The organism is Polaribacter sp. HaHaR_3_91, assembly GCF_019278525.1.
GTDB lineage: Bacteria > Bacteroidota > Bacteroidia > Flavobacteriales > Flavobacteriaceae > Polaribacter.
The window spans coordinates 2,475,972-2,502,296 of sequence record NZ_CP058986.1 but is presented as its reverse complement, the minus strand read 5'-3'; the positions used below and the strand labels follow the sequence as shown (position 1 = coordinate 2,502,296).

21 protein-coding genes are annotated in these 26,325 nt (G+C 30.0%); 14 read left to right on the top strand and 7 right to left on the bottom strand.

What is annotated here, in order from left to right; genetic code table 11:
- Positions 1-2: 2 nt before the first annotated feature.
- The 6 genes from H0I27_RS10525 (at position 3) to H0I27_RS10500 (ending at position 9,362) form a co-directional block, all read left to right on the top strand.
- On the top strand, positions 3-686 hold the full coding sequence (locus H0I27_RS10525; protein ID WP_218730667.1) for a TrkA family potassium uptake protein: 684 nt from the start codon (positions 3-5) through the stop codon (positions 684-686).
- Positions 687-724: 38 nt separating this feature from the next.
- Complete coding sequence (locus tag H0I27_RS10520; RefSeq protein ID WP_254713076.1) at positions 725-1,294, top strand: AraC family transcriptional regulator; 570 nt, start codon at positions 725-727, stop codon at positions 1,292-1,294.
- A gap of 102 nt (positions 1,295-1,396) precedes the next feature.
- Positions 1,397-3,610 carry a cation-translocating P-type ATPase gene (locus H0I27_RS10515; RefSeq protein ID WP_218730666.1) on the top strand — a complete coding sequence of 738 codons (2,214 nt, stop codon included), beginning with the start codon at positions 1,397-1,399 and terminating at the stop codon, positions 3,608-3,610.
- Positions 3,611-3,622: 12 nt separating this feature from the next.
- Complete coding sequence (locus tag H0I27_RS10510; RefSeq protein ID WP_218730665.1) at positions 3,623-3,835, top strand: heavy-metal-associated domain-containing protein; 213 nt, start codon at positions 3,623-3,625, stop codon at positions 3,833-3,835.
- Between the two features lie 158 nt (positions 3,836-3,993).
- Complete coding sequence (locus tag H0I27_RS10505) at positions 3,994-5,271, top strand: APC family permease (RefSeq protein ID WP_218730664.1); 1,278 nt, start codon at positions 3,994-3,996, stop codon at positions 5,269-5,271.
- A gap of 350 nt (positions 5,272-5,621) precedes the next feature.
- Positions 5,622-9,362 carry an ATP-binding protein gene (locus H0I27_RS10500; protein ID WP_218730663.1) on the top strand — a complete coding sequence of 1,247 codons (3,741 nt, stop codon included), beginning with the start codon at positions 5,622-5,624 and terminating at the stop codon, positions 9,360-9,362.
- Positions 9,363-9,587: 225 nt separating this feature from the next.
- On the opposite strand, the gene H0I27_RS10495 is transcribed toward H0I27_RS10500, so the two are convergent.
- Both H0I27_RS10495 and lon read right to left on the bottom strand, forming a co-directional pair.
- The gene (locus H0I27_RS10495; protein ID WP_218730662.1) at positions 9,588-10,379 is read right to left on the bottom strand and encodes a sugar phosphate nucleotidyltransferase; all 792 of its coding nucleotides are present in this window, start codon (positions 10,377-10,379) and stop codon (positions 9,588-9,590) included.
- A gap of 322 nt (positions 10,380-10,701) precedes the next feature.
- Positions 10,702-13,155 (bottom strand): endopeptidase La, encoded by a 2,454-nt coding sequence (gene lon / locus H0I27_RS10490; RefSeq protein WP_218730661.1) that lies wholly within the window; start codon positions 13,153-13,155, stop codon positions 10,702-10,704.
- Between the two features lie 229 nt (positions 13,156-13,384).
- On the opposite strand from lon, the gene H0I27_RS10485 reads away from it, so the two are divergent.
- The gene (locus H0I27_RS10485) at positions 13,385-13,759 is read left to right on the top strand and encodes a DUF2200 domain-containing protein (protein ID WP_218730660.1); all 375 of its coding nucleotides are present in this window, start codon (positions 13,385-13,387) and stop codon (positions 13,757-13,759) included.
- On the opposite strand, the gene H0I27_RS10480 is transcribed toward H0I27_RS10485, so the two are convergent.
- Positions 13,749-14,420, bottom strand: coding sequence for a class I SAM-dependent methyltransferase (locus tag H0I27_RS10480; protein ID WP_254713075.1), 672 nt, complete (start codon positions 14,418-14,420; stop codon positions 13,749-13,751). The two genes, H0I27_RS10485 and H0I27_RS10480, sit on opposite strands and share 11 nt — an antisense overlap.
- A gap of 59 nt (positions 14,421-14,479) precedes the next feature.
- Between H0I27_RS10480 and H0I27_RS10475 the strand changes: the two genes are divergently transcribed.
- Entirely contained in the window at positions 14,480-15,433 is a 954-nt protein-coding gene (locus H0I27_RS10475; protein WP_218730659.1) for a hypothetical protein, read from the top strand.
- A 95-nt stretch (positions 15,434-15,528) separates the two neighbouring features.
- The gene (locus tag H0I27_RS10470; RefSeq protein WP_218730658.1) at positions 15,529-16,263 is read left to right on the top strand and encodes a head GIN domain-containing protein; all 735 of its coding nucleotides are present in this window, start codon (positions 15,529-15,531) and stop codon (positions 16,261-16,263) included.
- 1 nt (position 16,264) lies between these two features.
- Here H0I27_RS10470 and H0I27_RS10465 read toward each other — a convergent pair whose 3' ends face one another.
- Positions 16,265-17,077: a DUF1853 family protein gene (locus H0I27_RS10465; RefSeq protein WP_218730657.1), complete on the bottom strand. Its 813-nt coding sequence runs from the start codon at positions 17,075-17,077 to the stop codon at positions 16,265-16,267.
- 251 nt (positions 17,078-17,328) lie between these two features.
- Between H0I27_RS10465 and H0I27_RS10460 the strand changes: the two genes are divergently transcribed.
- Positions 17,329-18,000 carry a DUF2461 domain-containing protein gene (locus tag H0I27_RS10460; RefSeq protein ID WP_218730656.1) on the top strand — a complete coding sequence of 224 codons (672 nt, stop codon included), beginning with the start codon at positions 17,329-17,331 and terminating at the stop codon, positions 17,998-18,000.
- A gap of 188 nt (positions 18,001-18,188) precedes the next feature.
- On the opposite strand, the gene H0I27_RS10455 is transcribed toward H0I27_RS10460, so the two are convergent.
- The gene (locus tag H0I27_RS10455; RefSeq protein WP_218730655.1) at positions 18,189-19,529 is read right to left on the bottom strand and encodes an MATE family efflux transporter; all 1,341 of its coding nucleotides are present in this window, start codon (positions 19,527-19,529) and stop codon (positions 18,189-18,191) included.
- Between the two features lie 105 nt (positions 19,530-19,634).
- On the opposite strand from H0I27_RS10455, the gene H0I27_RS10450 reads away from it, so the two are divergent.
- The 3 genes from H0I27_RS10450 to H0I27_RS10440 all read left to right on the top strand — a co-directional run bounded on the left by H0I27_RS10450 (position 19,635) and on the right by H0I27_RS10440 (position 21,878).
- Positions 19,635-20,030 carry a thioesterase family protein gene (locus tag H0I27_RS10450; RefSeq protein WP_218730654.1) on the top strand — a complete coding sequence of 132 codons (396 nt, stop codon included), beginning with the start codon at positions 19,635-19,637 and terminating at the stop codon, positions 20,028-20,030.
- Positions 20,031-20,060: 30 nt separating this feature from the next.
- Positions 20,061-21,182 carry a DEAD/DEAH box helicase gene (locus H0I27_RS10445; protein WP_218730653.1) on the top strand — a complete coding sequence of 374 codons (1,122 nt, stop codon included), beginning with the start codon at positions 20,061-20,063 and terminating at the stop codon, positions 21,180-21,182.
- 75 nt (positions 21,183-21,257) lie between these two features.
- Positions 21,258-21,878, top strand: a complete 621-nt coding sequence (locus tag H0I27_RS10440; RefSeq protein WP_218730652.1) for a trimeric intracellular cation channel family protein — start codon at positions 21,258-21,260, stop codon at positions 21,876-21,878.
- Between the two features lie 54 nt (positions 21,879-21,932).
- Here H0I27_RS10440 and H0I27_RS10435 read toward each other — a convergent pair whose 3' ends face one another.
- Together H0I27_RS10435 and H0I27_RS10430 are read right to left on the bottom strand one after the other, a co-directional pair.
- Positions 21,933-25,187, bottom strand: coding sequence for a S41 family peptidase (locus tag H0I27_RS10435; RefSeq protein ID WP_218730651.1), 3,255 nt, complete (start codon positions 25,185-25,187; stop codon positions 21,933-21,935).
- 140 nt (positions 25,188-25,327) lie between these two features.
- Positions 25,328-25,762, bottom strand: a complete 435-nt coding sequence (locus H0I27_RS10430; protein WP_218730650.1) for a hypothetical protein — start codon at positions 25,760-25,762, stop codon at positions 25,328-25,330.
- A gap of 118 nt (positions 25,763-25,880) precedes the next feature.
- Here H0I27_RS10430 and H0I27_RS10425 point away from each other — a divergent pair, with 118 nt between their 5' ends.
- Positions 25,881-26,324, top strand: coding sequence for a hypothetical protein (locus H0I27_RS10425; protein WP_218730649.1), 444 nt, complete (start codon positions 25,881-25,883; stop codon positions 26,322-26,324).
- The last annotated feature ends 1 nt before the right edge of the window (position 26,325 follow it).

Here is a 26,325-nt window from a genome sequence, read left to right as displayed (position 1 = left end):
TTATGAAATATATTATTGTAGGACTCGGAAATTTTGGAGGTCCATTGGCAGAAAAACTAACGACGCAAGGAAATGAAGTTATTGGGATAGATAGCAATATGGCAAAAGTAGAATTGTATAAAGAAAGAATTTCTCATACTATTTGTATGGATGCTACGGATGAATCTACTGTTTCTGGATTGCCTTTAAGTGATACCGATGTGGTTATTATCGCCTTTGGGCAAGACCAAGGAGCTAATGTAATGACTACTGCATTGTTTAAAAATTTTCAAGTAAAACGATTAATTAGTAGGGCGATAAATCCTTTACATGAAAAGGTTTTAAACGCCATTGGTATTGAAGAAATTGTACATCCAGAAGAGGAATCGGCAGAGCGTTGGGCTAAAAAACTGTGTTTAACAAATGTGGTAGATTCGTTTGAGTTAAGTGCAGATTATAGCATTATTGAGGTGAATATTCCCGAAAGATATATTGGAAGTACCATTAAGGAAATTCAGCTTCGTAGAAAATACAATATCTTAGCGCTAACCACCATTAAAAAAACAAAAGTAAAATCTCTTGTTGGTAAATCTAGAAACGAAGAACAAGTACAAGGTGTAATCGCACCAAATACTGTTTTAAATGAAAATGATATTTTAGTAATCTATGGTGCTAATAAAGATTTAAGAAAATTCACCAATAAATAACCCAAAAGAAGCGTTAATTGCTCTTTTAAATTCTAAAAATGGACACAAATACAATCTATATAAAAAACATGGTTTGCCCGCGTTGTGTGGATGTGGTAAAAGAAATTTGTGAAGATTTACAAATTCCTATTCAACATCTTCAATTAGGGAAGTTAGAAAGTGTTACCGCAGTAAATGATGCTTTAAAAGTGGAATTAGGTAGCCGTTTAAAAGAAAGAGGTTTTGAGTTGCTAGAGGATAAAAATCAAAAAATAATAACGCAGATTAAAGCGTTAATAATTGCACAAGTACACCATTCTAAAGAATATTTAAATATCAATTTTTCAGATTATATTTCTGATGAATTGCATCATGATTATGCTTCTCTTAGTAGGCTTTTTTCTTCTGTAGAAGGGATTACTATAGAACGTTTTATTTTAAAACAGAAAATAGAGCATGTAAAAGAACTCCTTTTTTACAAAGAATATTCACTTTCAGAAATTGCTATTCAGATGAATTATAGCAGTGTAGCACACCTTTCTGCTCAGTTTAAAAAAGAAACAGGTATGTCTCCTTCTCAGTTTAAAAAGATGAAAGATCCCAAGCATCAACCATTAGATTCGCTTTAAGTAAAAAAGCATTAAATCAGAATTATACAAATGATACTCATAATTCTGTAACAAATTAGATATACAGTCGCTGTACTTTTGTAGTACAATAAAAGTAATATCATGAAAGAAGAATATAAAGTTGCTGGTATGACGTGTGCATCATGTGCTATCAGTATAGAATCTTATTTAAAACCACAAGAAGGAGTTATTGACGTTGCTGTAAATTACCCAAATCAATCGGTGACCATTTCATATGACGAAAATATTATTCCGTTGGAAACTATTGGGAATAAAGTTAAAGAAATAGGTTTTAAATTGATTTTAGGTACAAAAGAAGATACTAAAAAAGAGTTTGAAGCCTTAGAAGAAAAAAGATTAGCAACCCTTAAAAAGAAGTTGATTTTCGCGGCAATCTTTTCGGTGCCTATTTTTATCATGTCTATGTTTTTAATGGGGAAAATACCTTATGAAAATTGGATTATGATGGCGCTTGCACTACCTGTTCTATTTTATAGTGGTGCAGAGTTTTATACTATTGCGTGGAAAAGGTTAAAGAATTTTTCTACAAATATGGATACATTGGTGGCATTAAGTACCGGAATCGCTTTTTTATTTAGTGTGTTTAATACCGTAAATCCGCAGTACTTTTTAAGCAAAGGTTTGGTACCTCATGTGTATTTCGAATCGGCAGTAATTATTATTACTTTAATTTTATTAGGACGTTTTTTTGAAGAAAAAGCAAAAAGTAAAACCTCTTCTGCTATTAAGAAATTAATGGGTTTAAAACCTAAAAAAGTAACCGCAATTAGAAATGGTGAAGAAAAAGTAATCTCTTATGATGAAATTCTAAAAGGAGAACTCATCATTTTAAAACCGGGAGATAAAATTCCTGTAGACGGAAAAGTAAAAAAAGGAACTTCTTTTATAGATGAAAGTATGATTTCTGGAGAACCGATTCCGGTTGAAAAAGTAAAAGGAAGCAAAGTTTTTGCAGGTACTATCAATCAAAAAGGATCTTTAAGAATTATTGCTACTAAAATTGGCGATGAAACTTTACTGTCTCAAATTATTAGATTGGTAGAAGAAGCACAATCTAGCAAGCCTGCTATTCAGAAATTGGCAGATAAAATTGCAGGTATATTTGTGCCTATTGTAATCGGTTTAGCGATTGTAACTTTTGTTTTATGGTATTTCTTAGGGCCAGATCCTTCTATAACCTACGCATTATTAACACCAATTACTGTTTTAATTATTGCTTGTCCGTGTGCTTTAGGTTTGGCAACTCCAACCGCTTTAATGGTGGGTATTGGTAAAGGAGCACAACAAGGAATTTTAATTAAAGACGCGCAAGCATTAGAAACTGCTTATAAAATTGATACTTTAATATTAGACAAAACAGGAACCATTACCGAAGGAAAACCAAAAGTAACCGATTTAATTTGGAATAAAAATACAGTTTCTACCGAACTCGAGAAAGTAGTATTTGCCATAGAATCAGAATCAGAGCATCCTATTGCAGAAGCAATTGTAGCACATTTAAAAACGATAGATACAGAAAGCGTACCCATCGATTCTTTTACAAGTATTACCGGTTTGGGTGCAGAAGCAACCTTTAAAAATGAATTGTATCGAATTGGGAATGAGAGTTTAATGGTTCAAAAGGAAATTACAATTCCTACCCAATTGAGTACGAAAGCAAATAGTTTAAAATCAGAAGCAAAAACAGTGGTGTATGTAGCGCATAAAAATACCGTAGTTGGTATTATTGCAGTAGCCGATAAAGTAAAAGAAACAACGCTTGCTGCGATACAGAAACTACAACAAATGGGGATCGAAATACATATGTTAACTGGCGATAATGAGCAAACTGCAAAAGCAATTGCCAACAAAGTTGGGATAAAAAACTACCAAGCCAATGTAATGCCTGCAGATAAAGGTGCTTTTGTTAAACAGCTACAAGCAGAAGGAAAAGTGGTTGCGATGGCAGGAGACGGAATTAATGATTCGCATGCTTTGGCACAAGCAGATGTTGGTATTGCTATGGGAAGCGGAACAGATATTGCTATGGAAAGTGCAGGAATCACGTTAATGCATTCCGATTTAAAACAGATTTCTAAAGCGATTCAATTATCTAAAGCAACGATGAAAACCATCAAACAGAATTTATTCTGGGCATTTATTTACAACCTTATTGCCATTCCTATTGCAGCAGGAGCATTGTATCCCATCAACGGATTTTTATTAAACCCAATGATTGCTGGGGCAGCAATGTCTATGAGTTCTATATCTGTGCTCTCAAACAGTTTAAGACTAAAAAATAAAAACATTAATTAAAAATAAAAAAAGATGACAACCGTAAAATACAAAACAAATATCCATTGTGGAAGTTGCATTAAATCTGTAACGCCTGTGTTAAATAATTTAGATAACGTAGATTTATGGAAAGTAGATTTAGAGCACGATGATAAAATTTTAGAAGTAACCTTAGATGATGAAGATAAAAACAGCGTAGTAGAAGCTGTAAAAAGTGCAGGTTTCGAAATTGAAGAAATTCAATAATAAATTAAAAAGAAGAACAAGTAAGTTCTTTTTATAATACAAAGAAGCATAAATGCTCAAAACACAATTACGTTGTTTTGAACCTTTTATTTTTTATAGCGAATTCTTAAGACAGAATCCTTTAATAAAATTTACCTTTATACTTTAAATCACCATAAATGAACAAAAAAATAGGATTAAAAGAAGCAATATCAATTGGAGTAGGCGGAATGGTAGGTGGTGGAATTTTTGCAGTTCTTGGTCTTGCGGTATCACTTGCAAAAGGCGGAACACCTATTGCTTTTTTATTGGCAGGAATTTTGGCTTTAATAACCTCTTACAGTTACGTAAAACTTTCAATAGCGTACCCAAATAGGGGAGGAACGGTAAAGTTTATCAACCAAGGGTTTGGTAAAACGGTGTTTAGTGGTGCAATTAGTAATCTTTTATGGGTAAGTTATATTATAATGCTTTCTCTTTATGCTTCTGCGTTTGGTTCTTATGCGCCTAATTTATTAGAAATTACGCATCATAAAACCATAGATTTTCATATTTATGCCAGTGGTATCATTCTTTTGGCAACTGTAATAAATTATTATAGTGTTGCTGTGGTTGGTAAAATAGAAGCTTATGCTGTTGTTATTAAACTGATCATTTTAATTGCCTTTATTTTTATAGGAGGTTACGGGTTAATAGGGAATCCAGAACTGACGCAATTGGCAGTGACTAATTGGGAAGCTCCTATTAAATTATTTGCTGGGGGAATGGTTATTTTTGTGGCTTATGAAGGTTTTGAGTTAATTGCAAATGCAGCGCCAGATATCATCAATCCAGGAAAAAATATTTCTAGAGCTTATTACATTTCCGTTATTTTTGTCATTATTTTGTACATTATTATTGCCATTGTTACGGTGGGGTCACTTCCTTTTTCAAAAATTGCTACGGCAGAAGATTATGTTTTGGCAGAAGCCGCAAAACCAATGTTAGGACAAATTGGTTTTTCTATAATTACAGTGGCTGCTTTAATTTCTACCTTTTCGGCAATCAATGCTTCGTTATTAGGTGCTGGTCGTGTAAATTATGAAATTGCAGAAGATGACGAGCTCGATCATCATTTTTTAGCAAAATTATGGAACCAACCTATAGGATTAATGGTGACCGCCATTGCTACTTTAATTCTTGTAAATATTCTAGATTTAGAAAGTATCTCTACAGCAGGTAGTGTTGGGTTTTTACTTATTTTCGGTATTGTAAATTTTGTTGGTTTTAGATTGTCTAAAAACACGGGGAGCAATAAAGTAATTCCGTTAGTTGGTTTTGTTTTATGTATGGTTGCCACCGTTATTTTAATAAACCAACAGTACGAAACAAACCTATTGGGAGTACTCATTTCTATTTCAATTATAGGTTTTTGTTTTATAGCGGAATGGATTTATAAAAAAACAGAAAAAAAATAAAGGAAGATAAAAAGACTTCTTCGTAAAAACGATATAAAAACCTCCAATTTCTGTAATAGTTGCAGTTAAATTGGAGGTTTTTTTGCGGGGTTGTTGTTTTTGTAAAACGATATATTTACCTAAAAAAAGTGTTATTTAAATGTTGATAAACAGTTATTTAATAATTGATTTTTTATGGTTAAAAAACTAACTTAGCTAACTGTTGATGTAGGTTGTATTGTTGATAACGCTTGTGATTTATATTGAATAGGTAAGCATACCAAATATTATATTTGATGTTTTTCTACATATCATCCAACATTAAAAACCAAAAAGAGCTGTTTTTTCAATGCTCGAAGAAATTGAATAATATGAGTAGACTTCAAACAATAGAGAACCAACTTAAAGTTATAAATGGAACTGTCTTCCAAGAACTTTGTGATAGTTATTTAACGATTAGACATAAAAATTATTCTGCTATATCTCGAACAGGAAGTCAAATAGGAAAACAAAAGACAACAAAAGGAACTCCTGATACATTTTTTCAATTGTCAAACGGTAACTTCTTATATTCTGAAATAACAACAGATACAAGCACAAAAAATAAGTTGGCAAATGATATAAAAGCTTGTTTTGACCCAGTTAAAACAAAAATACCAATTGAGAAAATTGAGGAAATAGTTCTTTGCATTAATTGGAATATTGATCAAGAAAAAATCACAGAATTAAATACTCTAGCTAAGAGTTTTAAAACTGACATTAGAATACGCTATTTAATGTTACAAGAATTAGCATTGGAAATCCACTTGCATCATAGAGATTTAGCTCACATATATTTAGAATTACCTTTAGATACAGGTCAAATTGTTTCAATTGAAAATTTTATTAAAGAGTATGATAGAGCTTCAAAAGGGATTGCTACTCCATTGAATAATATATTCTTACATAGGGAGTTGGAATTAGAAAAATTAAGTAATGCCATAGATAATGAAGATTTTATAATCCTTACAGGAGCTCCTGGAGTTGGAAAAACAAAGTTAGCAATTGAAACTATCAATAATTATTTAACAAAAAATGAATCGTACCAAGCATATTGCGTTTCATATAAGAGCTATACTTTGCTTGCGGACTTGTATCAATATTTTGACGTAGACAAAGACTATTTACTTTTTGTTGATGACGCTAATAGAATTGATGCATTTGAACAAATAATAGGCTTTTTTAAAGCTAATAGAAAAGGTAAACTTAAAATAATAATTACTGTAAGAGATTATGCATTTCAAGAAATTGGGAGTAAATGTCAAGAATTTTCAACCCAAAGAGTGGATTTGCAAAAGCTTAAAGATGAGCAAATTATTGATATAATAAAATCTGAGCCATTTGAAATTTTAAATTCAAATTATTATGATAAAATAGTAAGAATTTCTGAAGGTAATCCAAGGTTAGCAATTATGATTTCTTTATATGCTAAAGAAGTTAATAATCTGGATGCTTTAAATGATGTTTCCGATTTATTTGAGAAGTATTTTTCAACATTCATCAAAGATAATGGAGAGTTTGAAAATTCTTTAAACATTAAATGTCTTGGAATTATTTCATTCTTTTATACTATTCCATATAAGAATAAAGAAGTAACCGAATCAATTCTCGATAAATTTGAAATATCATACAATGATTTTATAGATACAATTGTTAAGCTTGACAAGTTAGAATTAGCAGAAATCCAATTTGAACACGTAAAAGTTCCAGAACAAAACCTTGCCATATTTTTCTTTTACAAAGCATTTATAAAAGATAATTTACTCTCGTTTCAAATCCTTTTAAACAACTATTTTGAAAACTATCAAAATAGATTTACAGATAGTATAATCCCAGCTAATAACACGTTTGGTCCACAAAACGTAATGGACAAGATAAAACCAGAATTAGTTAATTATTGGAATCTAATTAAAAATGATGACATAAAAGCTTTAGATTTTCTAAAATCGTTTTGGTTTTACCTTCAAGACCAAACTTTAGAATTTATATATGAGTATATAGAAACTTTACCAAAGATTGAAGAAAATAAATATGATACTTCTTATGAAAACAATCAATTTACTTTTGACAAGGATAATATTATAGAACTAGTCAGCAATTTCTTTCGTCTTAATAGTAATTACCTTAAAGATTCAATTGAATTATTATTTGAATATGTATCTCGACAACCCGAAAAACTACCTGAACTTATTCATAAAATAAGGGAATTATTAATTTTTGATAGAGATGATGAACGATATAATTTTTATAGACAAAATACCCTTTTCGATATTTTAATAAATGGTGTAAATAATGGGAATGAATTACTTTTAACATCATTTTTTGAACTTGCTAAAACTTTTCTTTCACATTCATTCCAGCAATTCAAAGGAGGAAGAAATAACAGTTTTATTCATTATCAATACCCAATTCCGAATAATAAAAATATCCAAGAGTTTAGAATGAAAATATGGGATGTTTTGGATTCTAATTTTGTCTCTCGTTCCGAAATGTCTTTTAAACTACTTTGCAGTTATTCAGTAGTTTATCCAGATGTCAATAAAGAAATAATGGAATTCGACCTTCCATTTATTTTAAACATTATTGATAAACACTTAAAGGTTGAAAGCTTTGAACATTGTAAATATGTACAAAGTCAAATAAGATGGTTTAAACGACACGACTTTGATTTAGAAGAATTCACGAATTTGACGAATAGATTTGTTAACGATATCTACTTTACGTTTCTTAAAATAGATTGGGATAGGTTTAGAGATAAGGAGATGTACGAATTCGATGATTTTCAAGAGTATGACAGATTAAAAGAAGCAGAAATAAGAAGTTCATTTATACTAACGGATATTAATGAAATAAATCAGTTTTTCAACACTTTTTTACTATTAAGAAATTTAGCAAAGAATAATTACAATTATAATAACTCTCTTGATTATATTATCGATGAAAATTGCTCAAGAAATTTTGATAATGGACTTAATTTACTGAACATAGTTATTGAAGATGGAAATGAAATTAATTATATACCGAGAACTGTTTTTAGAAATCAATTAAAAACTGAGATTTTAGCAAATCGAATTTGGGAAATTATTCAATCAAAAGAGTTTCACGCAAAAGAACTTTGGGAATTATTATTTTACGATTATATAGACGATTCATTGATAAGCAAAGAATATTCTATATCTCTAATTAATACAATAAAAAAAATGAATAGTTCTAACACTATTTATTTTAATAGGATAGAACGTTTTCTTTCAGTAGAACCAAACTTATTTCAAATAATTATAAAAATTATTACCGAAAAAAACGAAAAAGAGAATACACGATTACAGGTTTGCATGGATTTTTTTAGTAAACATTTTAAATATCTAGGTAACGACATTGAGTTAATAAAAAAGGCATATATACAACAAAACCTGATTCAAAATCATTTTGATTATCAAGGAAAAGGTGTTTTAGAAATATTAAAAATTGATAAAAATTTCTTAATCGAATTTGTTGAAAGCTTATACTCTGCAACGGACAAACATAGTCTTGGTGGCGACCATAGTGATATGAGTTACATATGGAATATAAATGATATTGAAGAAAGGCTAATCCAGGTATTTGATTTAATTATTGAAAAAGACTTATATATTGGTTTTTTAGAAGATTATTGCAATGTTTTCTTTAAAAACCTTAGACAAGAAAAACAGATTAAAAGAGCTGATAATTTTATTAGGCAATATGTAATTGACAATAATACAAACTATCAAAAGATGAGAGTCATTGTTGACCTCATAAGACATTCAAGAAAAGAACTTTTTGAGGAAATATTCTTATTATTTGTTTCTGTAAATCAAGATAAAGAGATTTTTGGAAGACTTATGTGGAATGGAAGTGGAGGAATATATTCTGGAGATGCTATTATTGGAGATATACAAGCAGTAGAATGGAGAAATTTATTAGAGATAGTAAAAAAATCTGATTTAGGTATAAAATTGATTCCCATAAAAAGCTACATAAATGAACAGGTTGATTCTTGTCTTAAAAGTGGGGATTGGGAGAGAAAACGAAAGTTTTTAAGAGAAAAAAGTTAAAAATTAGAGTAGATAAATTCAACTAAATTTTAGAGTTGGCAGAAGTTAGAACTAAGATTGAATATTAGAATAAAGTTTAACTTTATTAATGATAACCTGTTGCTAATTAAATCAAACAAGTATAGCCCTGATTGAAACGGCATCCTTTTTTCTTTCATTTTTGCATTCGCAAGAAATGAAAGAAAAAAGATACAGTGAAAAGCAGGAAATAGCTTCTAATAAAAATTAATAAAGAGCATAGGTAACTTCTTCTTCAGTAGCTACTGGAAATAATTTTTCTGCTTCGGCTAAATCTAAAATAGTATCTACTTCGTACCAAGGTTTTTCATCGAAAGAAACAGCATCGAATGCTATTGTTTTTTCGGCTACTAAGGTTGTAAAAACGGTTTCGTAATAGGCGTTTACGTTTCCGGCTTCAATATATTGATTCAGTTTTTTGGAAACTTCTTGCCAAGATTCTAAAGAGAAACTATAAATATTTACGGTTTTATAGCGCGTTTCGGTATACGGTTCTGTGGTACCTGGTTGAAACTGCATCACTTTATTTTGAGCGTTAATAGTTACAGTAGTTCCGTTGAGCCAAGGTTGCATTTTTGCCACTGCCATTTTATCTGGATACACCATATTGCTTAGTAAAGAGGTGTCTAAAACCAAGTCGCTTTCTATAAGTACAAAAGGTTCTTTTATACTATTTCTTGCCATCCAAAGTGAGTAAATATTGTTGGTGGTTTTGTATAACGGACTGTGTACATACTCGATACTTAAGCCGTCTGTTTGGTTGCCTAAAAAATCTACAATACATTCTTGTTTATAACCAGTTACAATAACAAGACGCGTAAAACCTTGGTCTTTTAAATTGGTTACAAGACGCTCTAACATAGATTTTTCACTGACTAAAGTTAAGCATTTAGGAGCATCTTTTGTGATTGGAAAAAGACGACTTCCGGTTCCGGCAGCCAATAATAATGCAGTAGTAATTCTATTGTTATGTGTATGTTTTTCTGAAGTAATGGTCATGTAATATTAATTTGGGGGCTCTATCAAAAAAAAACATAAAAGCAATTTTAAGAGCTTTTATGTTTACTAAATTGAATGTTTTTAATATGTTATTTATGGATAATTTAAAGAACGTTTATAAAAGCTGTTAATGTAATAATTGGCTTGTAAAAATAGTTCCTTAAAATCCATTTTTTGCAAATTTACTATGCTAAGGTGGAATGTGCTATTTATATTTAACAATTTATTAGTGATAAAAAGTGTTCGCAAAAAAGCATAAAAAAACCTCTAATTACCAATTGAATATCAGTAAAATAGAGGTTTGTTTAAACTAAATATTTAATTATACTAATTTCTTAGCATTCTTTACTTTTTGCTTTGTAAGTGCTATTTCTATTACTTCTTTCATTTCAGAAACATAATGGAAAGTCATACCTTTTAAGTAGCTTTCTTTGATTTCTAAAATATCTTTTTCATTTTCTTTACACAGAATAATTTCTTTAATATTTGCTCTTTTAGCCGCTAATATTTTTTCTTTAATTCCGCCAACGGGTAACACTTTTCCACGTAAAGTAATCTCACCTGTCATGGCTAATTTATTTTTAATTTTACGTTGTGTAAAAGAAGAAACTAAAGAAGTTAACATGGTAATACCTGCACTTGGTCCGTCTTTTGGCGTTGCGCCTTCTGGTACGTGAATATGTACATTGTATTTTTCTAAAATTTCTTGCTTAATACCTAATTCTTCTGCATTTGATTTTATGTATTGTAAAGCAATCGTTGCAGATTCTTTCATTACATTCCCTAAATTACCAGTAATAGAAAGATTTCCTTTTCCTTTAGATAAAATAGATTCTATAAATAAAATATCTCCACCAACACTTGTCCACGCTAAACCAGTAACTACACCAGCAACTTCATTATTTTCGAATTTATCTCTAAATCTAGGTGTTCCTAAGATTTTTTCTATTTTTTCTGAAGAAATTGCAATGTCATACTCTTCTTCTAAAGCGATAGATTTTGCTGCGAAACGAACCACTTTTGCAATTTTCTTTTCTAAGCCACGTACGCCAGATTCTCTTGTATATCCTTCTACAATTTGCTCTAATTGTTTTTTACCTAACTTTAAGTGCGCAGTTGTTAAACCATGCTCTTTTAATTGTTTTGGTAATAAATGTCTTTTAGCAATTTCTATTTTCTCTTCAATAGTATATCCAGTAACATTTATAATTTCCATTCTATCACGCAAAGCCCAAGGAATTTGACCTAAGTTATTTGCAGTAGCAATAAAAAGTATTTTAGATAAATCGTATCCAACTTCTAAATAGTTATCGTAAAAAGATTCATTTTGTTCTGGATCTAAAACTTCTAACATTGCAGAAGAAGGATCTCCTTGATGGCTGTTACTTAGTTTGTCTATTTCATCTAAAACAAAAACAGGATTCGATGTTCCAGCTTTTTTTAAGTTCTGAATTAAACGCCCTGGCATAGCACCAATATAGGTTTTTCTGTGTCCTCTAATTTCTGCTTCATCACGCAAACCACCTAAAGACATACGGATGTATTTACGTCCTAATGCTTCTGCCACAGATTTTCCTAAAGATGTTTTACCAACTCCTGGAGGTCCGTATAAACAGATAATTGGCGATTTCATATCTCCTCTTAATTTTAAAACCGCTAAGTGTTCTATAATTCTATCTTTTACTTCTTCTAAACCAAAATGATCTCTATCTAAAACTTTAGTCGCAAATTTTAAGTCGAATTTATCTTTCGAGTAAATTCCCCAAGGTAATTCTAGTAATAATTCTAAATAGCTTCTCTGAACACCATATTCAGCAGCTTGTGGATTCATTCTTTTTAAACGATTGATTTCTTTTTCAAACGTTTCACCAACTTCTTTACTCCATTTTTTAGTTTTAGCCTGCTTACGCATTTCTTCTAACTCTTCGTCATTAGAAACGCCACCAAGTTCATCCTGAATGGTTTTTAATTGTTGGTTTAAATAATATTCACGTTGTTGTTGGTCTAAATCTTCACGAGTTTTAGACTGAATATCATTACGCAATTTTAATTTCTGAAGCTCTTTGTTTAAGTTTTTTAACGCTAATAAGGCACGTTCTTTTAGATTGTCTTTTTCTAAAATTACTTGTTTTTGAGCTACAGATAAATCCATGTTAGATGAAATAAAATTCACCAAAAACGAATCTGATTTTATATTTTTAATTGCAAAAGAAGCTTCACTTGGTAACATTGGGTTTTCCTTAATTACCTCTAAAGCTTGTTCTTTAATAGACTCTATAATTGCTTCAAATTCTTTTTCATCATCCACACTTCTGTCTTCTAGTGCTTCTTTTACCGTTGCTTTTAAATACGGTTTGTCTTGTACAATGGCATCAATTTCGAAACGTTTTTTACCTTGTATGATAACGGTTGTGTTACCATCAGGCATTTTTAAAACACGTAAAATCTGTGCAACCACACCTGTTGTGTGTATGTCTTTTAAAGTTGGTTCTTCTTCGTCTTCATTTCTTTGTGCAACAACTCCAATTACTTTATCGCCTTTGTTTGCATCTTTTATTAATTGAATAGAAGCATCTCTACCGGCTGTAATAGGAATTACAACACCCGGAAACAATACGGTGTTTCTTAATGGTAAAATTGCTAAAACTTCTGGAACGCTTTCCTTGTTAATAATTTCCTCATCTTCTGGGGTCATTAACGGAATTAATTCAGAATCTTCATTCAACATATTTTGTAGCGACATATTGTCTAAATGCATTATTTTTGGTTTGCTCATGTGTTATATCTCTGTCATACTGACATTGATTCTTAAAAAGTGTAAAATCAACATCAATTCGTTATTTTTAGTTTACTAGTAATCAATAAAATAGAGTTCTATTTTGTTAATGTCTAATATATAAAAACAATTGTTGTGCCAAGGTTAAAATAGTTTAGATTCCTTTTAAAGTATTTAACTTATTATAATTTTAGTAAATTTGATTGAATAAAACAGTTAATTTCCAATTATGAAAGATACAAGTCATCATGATGAGCGTATTGCAAATATGAAGTTTTTCTCTGTGTACCCACATTACGTAACAAAAGTGGAAAAAAAGGGAAGAAGTATCGCTGAACTATTAGAAGTAATTGAATGGTTAACGGGGTATAATGAAAGTAAATTAAATGAACTTATCGATACACAGGTTACTTTTGAAACTTTTTTTAAAAATGCAACATTACATCCAAATGTACATTTGATAAAGGGCGTAATTTGTGGTTATAGAGTAGAAGAAATAGAGAATTCTTTAACACAACAAGTGCGTTATTTAGATAAATTAGTCGATGAGTTAGCTAAAGGGAAAAAGATGGAAAATATACTAAGGAAAGCGCCTAAAAAATAGTATAAAGTGTAGTTACAATATTCCCTTTTCCGTCATCTAAAGTATAAGACAATAATTTTTTTTCTTCTTTAACCTTCATATTAAAAGGTGTCGCTAATAAGTCAATTCCGCTTTTCTTTTTAATTCGGATTCCTTGTCCGGAAATAATATCTTTATTAGGGGTAAAATCACCTAAAGGAATATGTTCTGTAAGAATAACATATTTGTAATTAGGTAATTTTTCTACAACACTTTGTACTTCTGCATTAGATAAATGTTGCAATACTTGCCTTAAAATAATACAATCTGCTTTTGGTAAATCATCCTTAGCAATATCTACACATTTAAAGTTTAAATTTTCTGCTTTAAAATTTTCTTGATTGTATTTTATCAATGCTGATACAATGTCTATAGCTGTATATTTTTGAGTAAGTTTCACGAAATTTTTACCAATATTAAAATCTCCACAACCTAAATCTAAAACCGTAATTGGGTTTTTAAAAGAAGTTAAAAAAGAGCTAATAGTTTCTATATATGGTTCAATTATTTCTGGTTGATGAGAGCCTGAACCAGAATAAAACTCAGTATTGTTACTTCCCCAAAGGTTCATTTTATAAACCTGATCCATAGCATCTTTTGTAGGCCAAGGTTTTTTGTTCTTTTTGATATTCGTGTTTTTCAAATGGATTAATATTTAACTACTTCAGTTTTTTTCGCCATTTTTGTATTAAAATAAAATAGATGTCAGCAATACAAATTAAAACAATTACTTATAATGGTTGGAAAAATGCTGTTGAAATTTCAAATTTAGAAATTAAATTGATTGTAATTCCAGAAACAGGAAGAATTATTTACTTCGGATTTTTAAATGGAGAAAATTTATTTTATGAAAATAAAGCATTAGAAGGAGTTGAATTTAAAGTTGGAGAATATTTTGCCGAGAATAATATAAAACAAGCACCAAATGTTGGTGGAAATAGAGTTTTACCTTGTTCAGAAGAGTATCATCATTTAATTACAGGTTCTAGACACATTCCAGATCCTTTTATAAACGCTAGTTGTTATTCGGTTGAATTTTTAGTTAACGGAGTTGTTTTAAAAAGTCCGATTAGTGCTATTTTAGGAATTCAAATAAAAAGAACCATTACAATTGCTGAAGTTGGGGCAGGAGTAGATATTCAGCAAGAATTGGTAAAAATTCAAGTGGCAAAAAATACTGTACTAGAAAATATCCCTTTAACGATTTGGAGTTTATCAAAAATTAAAACACCAAATGTTAGTTTTTCATTCATTTCAGAGAATAGCATTTTTGAAAATGGATTTACGATTTCTAAATGGCCAGATGCAAAAAATTATGCAGAAGAAAATGCATCTGTAAAAAACAGTGTTTTATCCTTAAAGTCTTCCAATGAATTTCCTCAAAAAATAGGATTAGACGCTAGGAAATGGGTTGCAGGTTATTTAAACGACACATTGTTTGTAGAACAATTTACTTTTGATGAGAAAGCTACGTATCCAGATAACGGAACTTCTATAACAATTTTTGGGAATCATTTATTTACAGAATTAGAATGTTTAAGTCCTGAAAGAAAGTTGTTAATCGGAGAAAAAATCACATATAATTTAAGTTGGAGTTTACAAAAAGTTAAGAATTACAGTGAATTAAAAGAGATTTTACATACTTTAGATGCATAAAGTTTTTTAGAATCTTGAATTAAAATTACAAAATGTAAATTAAAATTACAAAATGTAAATTATAATTATAGAAAACCCAAATAAAAACAGCTATTATGAACAAAAAAGTACTTTTAACGAGCTTAATTTTAACCATTACTTTTGCTGTAAATTCCCAAAGTTGGTTTGGGAATAGTAAAAAAATAAAAGGAGATGGAAATGTGGTAACTGTAACAAGATCTACTTCAGGTTATGAAGGAGTTTCAATAGGTGGATCTTTTGATGTAGTTCTTGTAAAAGGAAAGGAAGGTAAAATAACTTTAGAAGGGGAAGAAAATATACTTCCTTTTATAGAAACTGAAGTTTCTGATGGTCTTTTAAAAGTAAAATTTAAGAACAACACAAATATTAGCACTACTAAAAAACTAACAGTTACAGTGCCTTATGAGCATATAGAAAGTATTGCTTTGGGAGGTTCTGGAAATATTTTAAGTGAAAGTTTAATAGAAGCAAATAATTTTAATGTGAATTTAGGAGGTTCTGGAAACATTGCATTAAAAGTAGATTCAGACGCTATAAAAGCTTCTATTGGAGGTTCTGGAAATATTAATTTAGAAGGAAAATCTAATGAATTCACCTGCTCTATTGCTGGTTCTGGAAGCATTAATTCTTATGGTTTAGAAACCAATGAAATTTATGTAAATATAGCGGGTTCTGGAGGTGTAAAAACAACTGTAAAATCTAAGATTAAAGCAAAATTAGTGGGTTCTGGTAGTGTTTATTATAAAGGAAACCCTTCTAAGGTTGATAGTAAATCGGTTGGTTCTGGCGATGTGGTAGATAAAAATTAACTTACCACCAAACAAAAAATACTTTTACAAGTTCACCGTTTTGTTTTTTCAACCAGCAAAGTGGTGAGAATTTTCTTTGCATATACTCCTCTACAATAAGGCTAAAATCATTAAAATTTAACCAGGCTACATTTTTATGTGGAATAGTTATCCAATCTTTTTTAATCGGTATAAAAAACTTACAATCTTTAAATTGTTCTAATTCTTTTTTGTTGATGTAAAACCCAGCAATGCAATTTGGATTTAAAATTGATAACTGAAGATTTTTATTAGAGAAAGGAATAAATAATTGTCCTTTAAAATAAACTTGTTGTTCAATTTCTGAAGCTTGTAAATTGATGGTTTTTAAATAAGATACACATTCATTAGAGTAGAGAAGAGGCAGTTGTTTGCCTTTCAATTTATCTAATTTTTCCACTAAAGAATCTTTTCTATTCGGACCAATAAAATGTTCTACTTCTGTTTTTCCTACTGAAGGATCATACAAATAAAATTTATAAATAACTTCTAAATGAATCGGTTGTTCATCCCTTAACAAAATACAATCTAATTCACCTAGCGTAATTTTTTCTTTCTGAATTTGAATATTCTCACAAATAATAGAAATCGATTTTTTATGTGTTAATTGATAAGAAACAAAACGTTCTATATATTTTCCTAAACGTAGTTTTTCATTAAATGCGATATCAATTTTTGTCGATTTCGACTCAATTTCAAATTGATGTAACCCATAAATAGTATTTCCTTTCCACAAACAATGTGTTTGCAAAAATCCCTCATACCTTTTCTGAATGTCTTTTGTTTTTGGATGCATATATGAGAAACAAATTTAAATTAATTAAATGCTAAGTTCACTAAGTTTTTTGCAAAGGACACAAAGAAAAAGCGATTTTATCATTTTTTTTTCTAAGCTCATTTTAAAACAATTTTCTTACCTAAATCTAAACTTAAGAACATTCAACCTTTTCGACTTTACGAGAAAAAACGTTTCTTTGAATCTTCGTGAAATCCACATCAATAATATCTAAAAACTTCGTAAGTTTAACCTCTAAAATTTTCATCAAAATGCAATTCGAAAAATCGAGCTTTCAATTTTTAAAAGATTTACAAAATAACAACAATAGAGAATGGTTTACAGAGCATAAACCTACTTTTGTAAAGCATCAAAAAAATCTAAAAGAATTATTTTTAAAAATGCAATCGAATTTAGAAAAGCATGATGAAATTGATAAAATGAAAATTTATCGTATTTATAGAGATGTTCGTTTTTCTAAAGATAAAACACCTTATAATCCAAGATTTGCTGTTTCGTTTTCTAGATTAGGAAAACAGTTACGTGGTAGTTATTATTTACAAATTAAACCAGGTGAAAATTTATTAGGTGGTGGATTTTGGCAACCAGAAAAAGACGATTTATACCGATTAAGAAAAGAAATTGAACAAGACTCTACAGAATTTAGAGAAATTTTAGAAGATGAAACTTTTGTAAAATACTTTGGAGGTAAATTTGGCGGTGATGAATTAAAATCTGCTCCAAGAGGTTTTGACAAAGAACATAAAAATATTGACTTATTGCGTAAAAAAGGATTTGTTGCTACTAGAAATTTTACAGATGCAGAAGTTTTAGCACCTAACTTTTTAGAAGAAGTAGATAAAAGTTTTAAAGCTTTACGACCGTTTTTTAATTTGTTTAGTGATGTTTTAACGACAAATTTAAATGGAGAGAGTATTATTTAAGAGTTGAGATTGAGCTTGTTGTTACGCGGAGATTCATGGAGGAATCACATAGGTTCGCTGAGTTTTTTTGTTTAAAGTTTCAAGAACGAATGTCATTTAGAAATGAGTCTTTTTAGGCGATTGAGAAATCTCTGAGCTTCTAAAATTATGATTCCTCTTCCTACGTCATTCTGAATAACATGGAAATTTTAATGCTTCAAATTCTTGTCAACCTCACGTTTTAAAACTATAACTGTAATTATGGTAGATAAAACATCTGCAATAGGGAAAGACCACCAAATACCACTAATTCCGTAATACTTCGGTAAAAAATAGGCTAACGGAATTAAGAAAATTCCTTGTTTTAAAAGAGTTAAAAATAAAGCAGGTAACGCTTTTCCTGCGGCTTGAAAATATGCTGATCCAATTAATTGCATGGTAATTACTGGAGTTGCTAAAAAGACAATTAACATTGCATTTGGCGTTTCTGTCAACAAAGTTGTATCAGTGGTAAAAATTCCAATTACTTCTTCCTTAAAAAATAAGATTGCTATAAAAATAAGAGTTCCTAAAACAGATCCATATAAAAGCGCTTTTTTGATTGTTTCTTTTACTCTGTCATTTTTGTTTGCACCAATATTATATCCTGCTACAGGTAAAAAACCTTGCGAAACTCCCATCACCGGAGAAAGAGAAAACATCATCACTCGGTTAATAATTCCGTAAACTGCTATAGATATTTCTCCACCATATTTAAAAAGAGAGTAGTTTAATACAATCATTAGAATGCTGATTGCGCCTTGTCTTACAATAGAAACGCCTCCCAACTCTATAATTTCTCTAACAATTTTGCCATCTAATTTAAAGTTTTTAGGAATAATTTTTAATTCACTTTTAGAAGATAAAAAGAAATATAAAATATATGAACCAGAACTCATAAAAGAAATGGTTGTCGCTAAACCTGCTCCCCACATTCCCCAATTAAAAAACTTGATAAAAATAATATCTAAAACAATGTTTAAAACGGCGGGAACCATCATTGCATACATCGCAAATTTTGGTTTTCCTTCAGCTCTAATCGTTGGGTTTCCCATCATTGCAAAGGCTAAAAACGGAACTCCGTAGATTACAACTTTAAAATATTCAGATGCAATGGGTAAAATATCGCCTTTGGCGCCAAATAAATTTAGGATAGGTACACTAAAAAAGTTTCCGATAATTACAAAAATAATCGCTAAAATAACAGTTAGCGCAACCTGATTACCAAAAGTTAAAAATGCTTTCTCAGAATTTTCTGCACCCAATGCTCTAGATATAATAGAACTTCCTCCAATTCCTATTCCCATACCAATAGAAGATATTAGAAAAACAATTGGTAGTACCACTGTAATTGCTGCAATTGCTAAAACTCCAATCCATTGTCCCACAAAAATAGTATCGACAATCATATTTAAAGACATCACAAGAATCCCTATGGTAGCTGGAGCTGCTTGTTTTATTAATAAGGTACTAATTTTTTGTGTTCCTAGGTTATTTGCTAATTCTGTCATAATATTCTGCAAATATCGATATAAAGACCAAGTTTTGACTAAATCTACGGATCAATAATTGTTATATATATCTTAAAATTTTTATGTTTGCTAAAATTGATAAAAGTGGACAACGTTTTTACATTAACCATTACAGTATCATCTGAAGATATAGACAATTTAGATCATGTTAATAATTTGGTCTATGTAAAATGGATGGACAAAATAGCAACTACTCATTGGAGTCACTTAACTAGAGAACACCCTCTACCGCAGTATGTTTGGGTGGTAATGAGACACGAAATAGATTATTTAAAGCAAGCTAGTTTAGGAGATGTGATTACTGTAAAAACTTGGGTAGGAGAAACAAGAGGGATTACTTCTGTCCGTTTTATGGAGTTTTATAAAGAGAAAGTTCTATTGGTTAAAGCCAAAACAATTTGGGCAATGTTAGATTCTAAAACCTTTAAACCTGCAAGAATTAGAGAAAATGTTTTAAAAGTATTACAACCTCCTAAATAAAAGTATCTTTGCACAAAATTAAGACACAAAATGGCAACTTTTTCTTCCTTAGGAATTACCAAAGATTATATACAAGCAATTAAAGAATTAGGGATATCTACGCCTTCAGAAATTCAAGAGAAAGCGATTCCTATTTTATTGGATTCGCCTACAGATTTTATTGGTTTAGCACAAACAGGTACTGGTAAAACGGCAGCTTTTGGTTTGCCAATTCTACATCATATAGATGCGAGTTCAGACAATATACAAGCGTTAATTTTATCGCCTACTAGAGAGTTGGTACAGCAAATAAAAAAACAATTATTTAAATTTACGAAGTTTAGTGAAGATAAAATTTTTGTAGAAGCTGTTTTTGGTGGAGAAAAAATTGACAGACAAATGAATAATCTTAAGAGAACTACACATATTGTTGTAGCAACTCCTGGTAGATTAATCGATTTAATAGAAAGAGGAAACATAGATATCAGTCATGTTAAAACAGTTGTTTTAGATGAAGCTGATGAAATGTTAAGCATGGGTTTTAAACAAGATTTAAATAGAATCTTAAAGTTTACAACCGAAGGCGATCGTAAAACATGGTTGTTTTCTGCAACTATGCCAGAAGAAATTAAGAGAATTGTTAAGACCTACATGGATGCTAATGCGCCTAGAGTAGAAATTAATAGAAGTTCTTTGGTAAATGCAAATATTCGTCATCACTTTGCTAAAACTACTTTAAAAGAAAAAGCGGCAGACATTGTAACTTTCTTAGAAAAGAGACAAGACCAAAGAGGTATTATTTTTTGTAGAACAAAAGCAGGTGCGCAGAATTTAGCGGCACTTCTAATCGAAGAAGGTTTTTCTACAGCAGCTTTAGAAGGAGATATGCAACAAAAAGAACGCGATAAAGTAATGCGTGCTTTTAAGAAAGAAAACTTACAATATTTGGTTTCTACAGATGTTTCTGCACGTGGAATTGATGTTAGTGGTTTAGAATTTGTAATTCACCATCAATTACCAGAACAATTAGAATACTACACACATAGAAGTGGAAGAACTGCAAGAGCAGGACAAACAGGAGTTTCAATTGCTTTTATTTTACCTTCAGAAATCGTGAGAATTCATGAAATTCAGAAAGAATTAAATATTAAGTTTTCTGAAGTAACTGTATAACATTATCTAAACCGAGGCTTTTTTAGTAGAAAAACTTCGGTTTTAATACTAATCATTGTAATTAAATTGATATAGATGGAGCTTATTTATGTTTTAGATATATTAGGAACCTTTGCTTTTGCAATTAGTGGTGCTTTGGTGGCTTATGATAAAAAATTAGATTTATTTGGAATTTTAATTATTGCGTTTGTTACTGCTGTTGGTGGTGGTATGTTGCGTGATGTTTTAATAGACGCACATCCAATAAATTGGATTGGTGATTTAAATTATTTATACACCATTTTTGCAGCCGTTATTTTTACCTTTCTTTTTAAAAGTAAAATAAACTATTTAGGCAAAACAATGTTTTTGTTTGACACCATTGGTATTGGTGTTTTTACTTTATTAGGTTTAAAAAAAGGGTTGTCTTTCAATTTACATCCTATTATTGCTTTAATAATGGGAATGATTTCTGCCGTTTTTGGAGGCGTTTTACGTGATGTTTTAACTAATAGAATTCCATTAATTTTCGAAAAAGAAATTTATGCTTCTGCTTGTTTAGCGGGTGGAATTGTATATTTAACTATAAGTCAATTTAATGTTCCAGAAAATATCATATTTGTAATTTCTGCATCTGTAATTGTTATTATTAGAGTAGTTTCCGTGAGGTATCAATTAGAATTGCCTAAGATTAAAGAAGATATTTTTGGAAAATAAACATAAAAAAAGCGAAACATTTGTTTCGCTTTTTTTATTAAAATTATATATTTTTTAATTTACATCTTTTAATAATTCTTGTATAGATCTTATTAATTGTTGGTCTTTTCCGTTGTCAATTAAACCTGGCATATTTTTTACTCTAATGCTTGGTTCTGTTTGATTATTTTCCATCCATTCTCCAGCTTTATTTTTAGCACTAATTGGTACAACTCCCCATCTAGCTCCGTTAGATAATCCTTCCCAACCAGCAAAACTACAAGTTCCAGGAACTGGCATTCCTACTGTTTTTCCTATTTTTAAATCTGTATAACCAGAAGCATAACAATGTCCGTCAGAATACATACTTTCATTAAAAATAGATAAAGTTGGTTTTGTCCAACGAGACGTTGGTTCTCCACCAACAACTTTAGCTTCTGTAGCATAAGTTATAAAAGGTTCTCCAGTAAAAAACATAGCTAAATCTGCTACTAAATCTCCACCACCATTAAAACGAGTATCTACAATAACACCTTTTTTATCAGAATATTTACCCATCATATCTTGGTAAATACTTCTGTATGGCCCGTCACTCATTCCTGGAATGTGTACATAACCTAAAGTTCCGTTACTTTCTTTTTCCACTTCTTTTTCGTTTATTTTTACCCATCTGTCATATAACAATCTATTTTCTGAGCCTAACGAAATTGGTTTTACGGTTATCGTTTGATTTTTTTTAGTTTTAGGATCTAAAATATCTAACAGCATAAATTTACCCGATTTTCTGTTTAAATATTTAGCAACATCTTGATTTTTATCTAATGTAACTCCGTTTATTTTTTCGATAATCATACCTGGTTTTACATCAAACTTTGCTTTGTCTAAAGGTCCATCAGAAATGATTTCTTTTATTAAAATTCCGTCTTCAGTATGATTGTAATCCATAAAAATACCTAAAGAAGCGGTTTCATCTGCATTTGAAATAGCAGAACCTCTGTAACTTGCGCCAGAATGAGAAACATTAAGTTCTCCTAACATTTCAGAAAGCATTTCAGAAAACTCAAAAGCATTACTAATGTAAGGTAAGAATTTTTGATATTCTGTTTTCATTAAATCCCAATCGATGCCATGAAAATCTGGGTGATAAAAAATGGCATTTGTACGAATCCAAACATGGTTAAATAAAGCTTCTCTTTCTGCGTATTCATCTAGCTGAATTTCACCTTTAATCTGTACCGCTTTTTGTTTTGTTGTTTCCGGGTTTAATTGTGTAATTTTTCCGCTACTTAAAAGGTAAAGGTTTTTCATTTCTTTATCCCATTCTAAACTTCCAGACCTTGTGTTTAATTTCATTAACATTTTGGTTTCTCTGGTACGTAAATTTGTTGTCCAAAGATTAGAACGACCTTCAAAACTAGATAAATAATACAATTTATCACCTTTTTTAGAAAGAACAGCATCACCCAAACTAGAAGAATGTATGGTTAATCTTTTGGTTCTCTCTTTCATTTTATCCCAATCAAACGTAAGTGCTTTTATTTCTTTTTTGTCTTTGGCATCTTTTTTATCTTTTGATGATTTAGATTTTTTCTTATCCTCTTTTTTCTCCTCGTTTTTTTCTTTTAGCTTTTTTTCTTCTTCTTTAATAGCTTCTACTAATTTATAATCTTCATCACTTAAATTAGCATTGTCCCAAGCGTCTTGTGTAAAATACATGCTATATACATCACTTTGAGATCGACCACTTGTTGCGTAAGATTTTAATCCGTTTTGGTTACTAAACCACAACATTTGTTTTCCTTTATTTACCCATTTAGGAGAATAATCTGCATAACCACTTTCATTTAAATTGATTCTTTTAGAACCATCTGCAGCCATTAATAATACTTCGCTATTGCTTAATGTTTTTCCCCAATCTACCAAAACCCATTTACTATCTGGGCTCCAAGTAAAATATTGATCTCCATCTCGCATATGAAATAAATCTTTTGGAGTTAATAATGTTACTTCTTTTTTAGAAGTAATATCTATTATTTTTAAAGTTCTTCTATTTTCTATAAAAGCTATTTTTTTACCATCAGGAGAATATTGAGCTAAATAATTATCGCTTGTATTTTCTATTAAAGAAGTTTCTTTTAATAAAGTTGCTGCATAGAAGAATGGTTCTTCTTTTCTTGTTTTTTCTGTTTTGTAAACATTCCATTTTCCATTTCTTTCACTACTATAAATTACAGATTTTCCTTCTGGTCCCCAAGAAACAAAACGTTCGTTTTCTGGTGTATTGGTTAATCTTTTTGTAAATGATTTGTCTATTGAAGTTACAAAAACTTCGCCTCTAGCTACAAAAGCAATTTCTTTTCCGTTTGGCGAGACAGCCATTTCATTAATACCGCCATTTATAGAAATAAATTTATCTGTGTTTTCTTTGTCTTGTGTAATAATATTGACATTAACTTTTTTAGGAGATTCACCTTCTTTCATTGTGTATAAATCGCCATCATATCCAAAAGAAATAATATCATTTCCCATACTTAAAAAACGAATAGGATGTAATTTAAAAGAAGTTAATTGTTCACTTTTAGAAGGATTATCTAACTGTAGTTTATGAATATTGAAAGTACCACTTCTTTCGCTTAAAAATAAAAGACTTTTTTCATCGACACTAAAAAGAGGTTGTCTGTCTTCTGCAATATTAGTGGTAATCATTTTATGCTTTTGGGTTTTGGTGTTGTATACCCAAATATCTCTTGCAATAGAAGAAGTATGGTGTTTTCTCCATTCATTTTCTCCTCCTTTTTTATCTTGATAAACCATTATTTCTCCATTTTTAGAATACTGAACATATTCTGCGGGAATGGTTAAAACTTGATTTACTTTTCCTGTTTTTACAGGAACACTATATAATTCTGATTGTGATCTATGGGGATATTGCCTATGATTTGCTGCATCTTGTCTTAATGCTCCAAAAACAACATCAGTATCGTTATTAGAAAAGGTATATGGAAATTCGTCATTAGAATGAAATGTTAAACGTGTTGCAGAACCTCCGTTAGCATTCATTACAAAAATATCAAAATTACCATATCTATTTGATGCAAATGCAATTTTAGAGCCGTCTTTACTCCAGACAGCTTTGTAATCATGCGCGCTGTGATACGTGAGTTGTTCGGCATTTCCTCCGTTAGAATTTACTTTGTATAAATCACCTTTATACGTAAAAGCAATTTGTGTACCGTCTGGTGAAATTGCTGAATGTCTCATCCATTTTGGTGAATTTTGACCAATTAATGATAATGAAATGAATGTAAAGAGTAGTGTTAGTTGTTTCATTTATAAAATTTTTTCTAAAGTAAATAAATAGTAATAGTAGGTTGATTTTTAAAGTGTTAAAAAAATCTTAATGCTTTTAAAATTTTTTAATTTATTGGCAAAAAAAAAGCTGCATTTAAGCAGCTTCTTGTGTTGTCTTTTTAGGTTAAAATTCCATCATCTGCACATTTTTTAGAGAACCAAAATAAGAATACAGAGAACAACGGAATTATTATCAACATAGAATACTCTAAATATCCATACCATTCTCTACCTGGGTTTATAAAAAGATTATACGTAGTTTGTATTATAACTGCAATTAATCCTATTAGAAAAAATGTTTTGGCTAATTTTTTTCTAAAGAATAATAAAATACAGGCAAATACTGATGAAAAAACAGCAATGGCAAAAGCAACCATTACCCAAGAAGGAATATTAAAAATAATTTCTAATTGCTCTTTAGAATACATAGATTTAAAACGTTCCGTTTGATAAGCCTGATTTAAATAACCATCAACACCCATCAGATTCCAAATCAATCCAATAACAGCAATTATCCAAAAAGCAATACTTGGCTTATTCATGTTGTCCTTCATAATTTTACGTTTATAGTTTAGATATCTTAAATGTACAAAAAAACTTGTAGAATATTAAAATGTAAAGTATATTTGTCATTATAGAAAATAAACTTGTCTAATTGTAAAACAAAATATCATGTCTAAATTATCCATTTGCGAAAGAGAAAGAAATCAATTAGAAAAATTAAATAAATTTCAACTTGGTAATCAATATAAAAAAATAGGGTATATTATAGCTATCGGAAGTTTTGTTTTAATGATTGCTAGAAAATATATTGAAGATTCAGATTGGTTAGAACCAGTTTTACATGGAGTATTGTTAATAGGTTTACTTGTAATTTCTTTATCCAAAGAAAAGCTAGAAGATGAATTTATAGATAGTTTACGTTCACAATCTTATCGATTGGCATTTATAATGGCAATTGTTTATTCTTTAGTACAGCCGTTAGTAAATTACGGAGTAGCAGTTTTATTTAATCAAGATGATAAATTACAGGGGTTTAGTTATTTTCAGGTGTTGTTTTTTATGTTGATTGTTCAATTGATGTTTTTCTGGCAATTAAAAAGAATGAATAAATAAG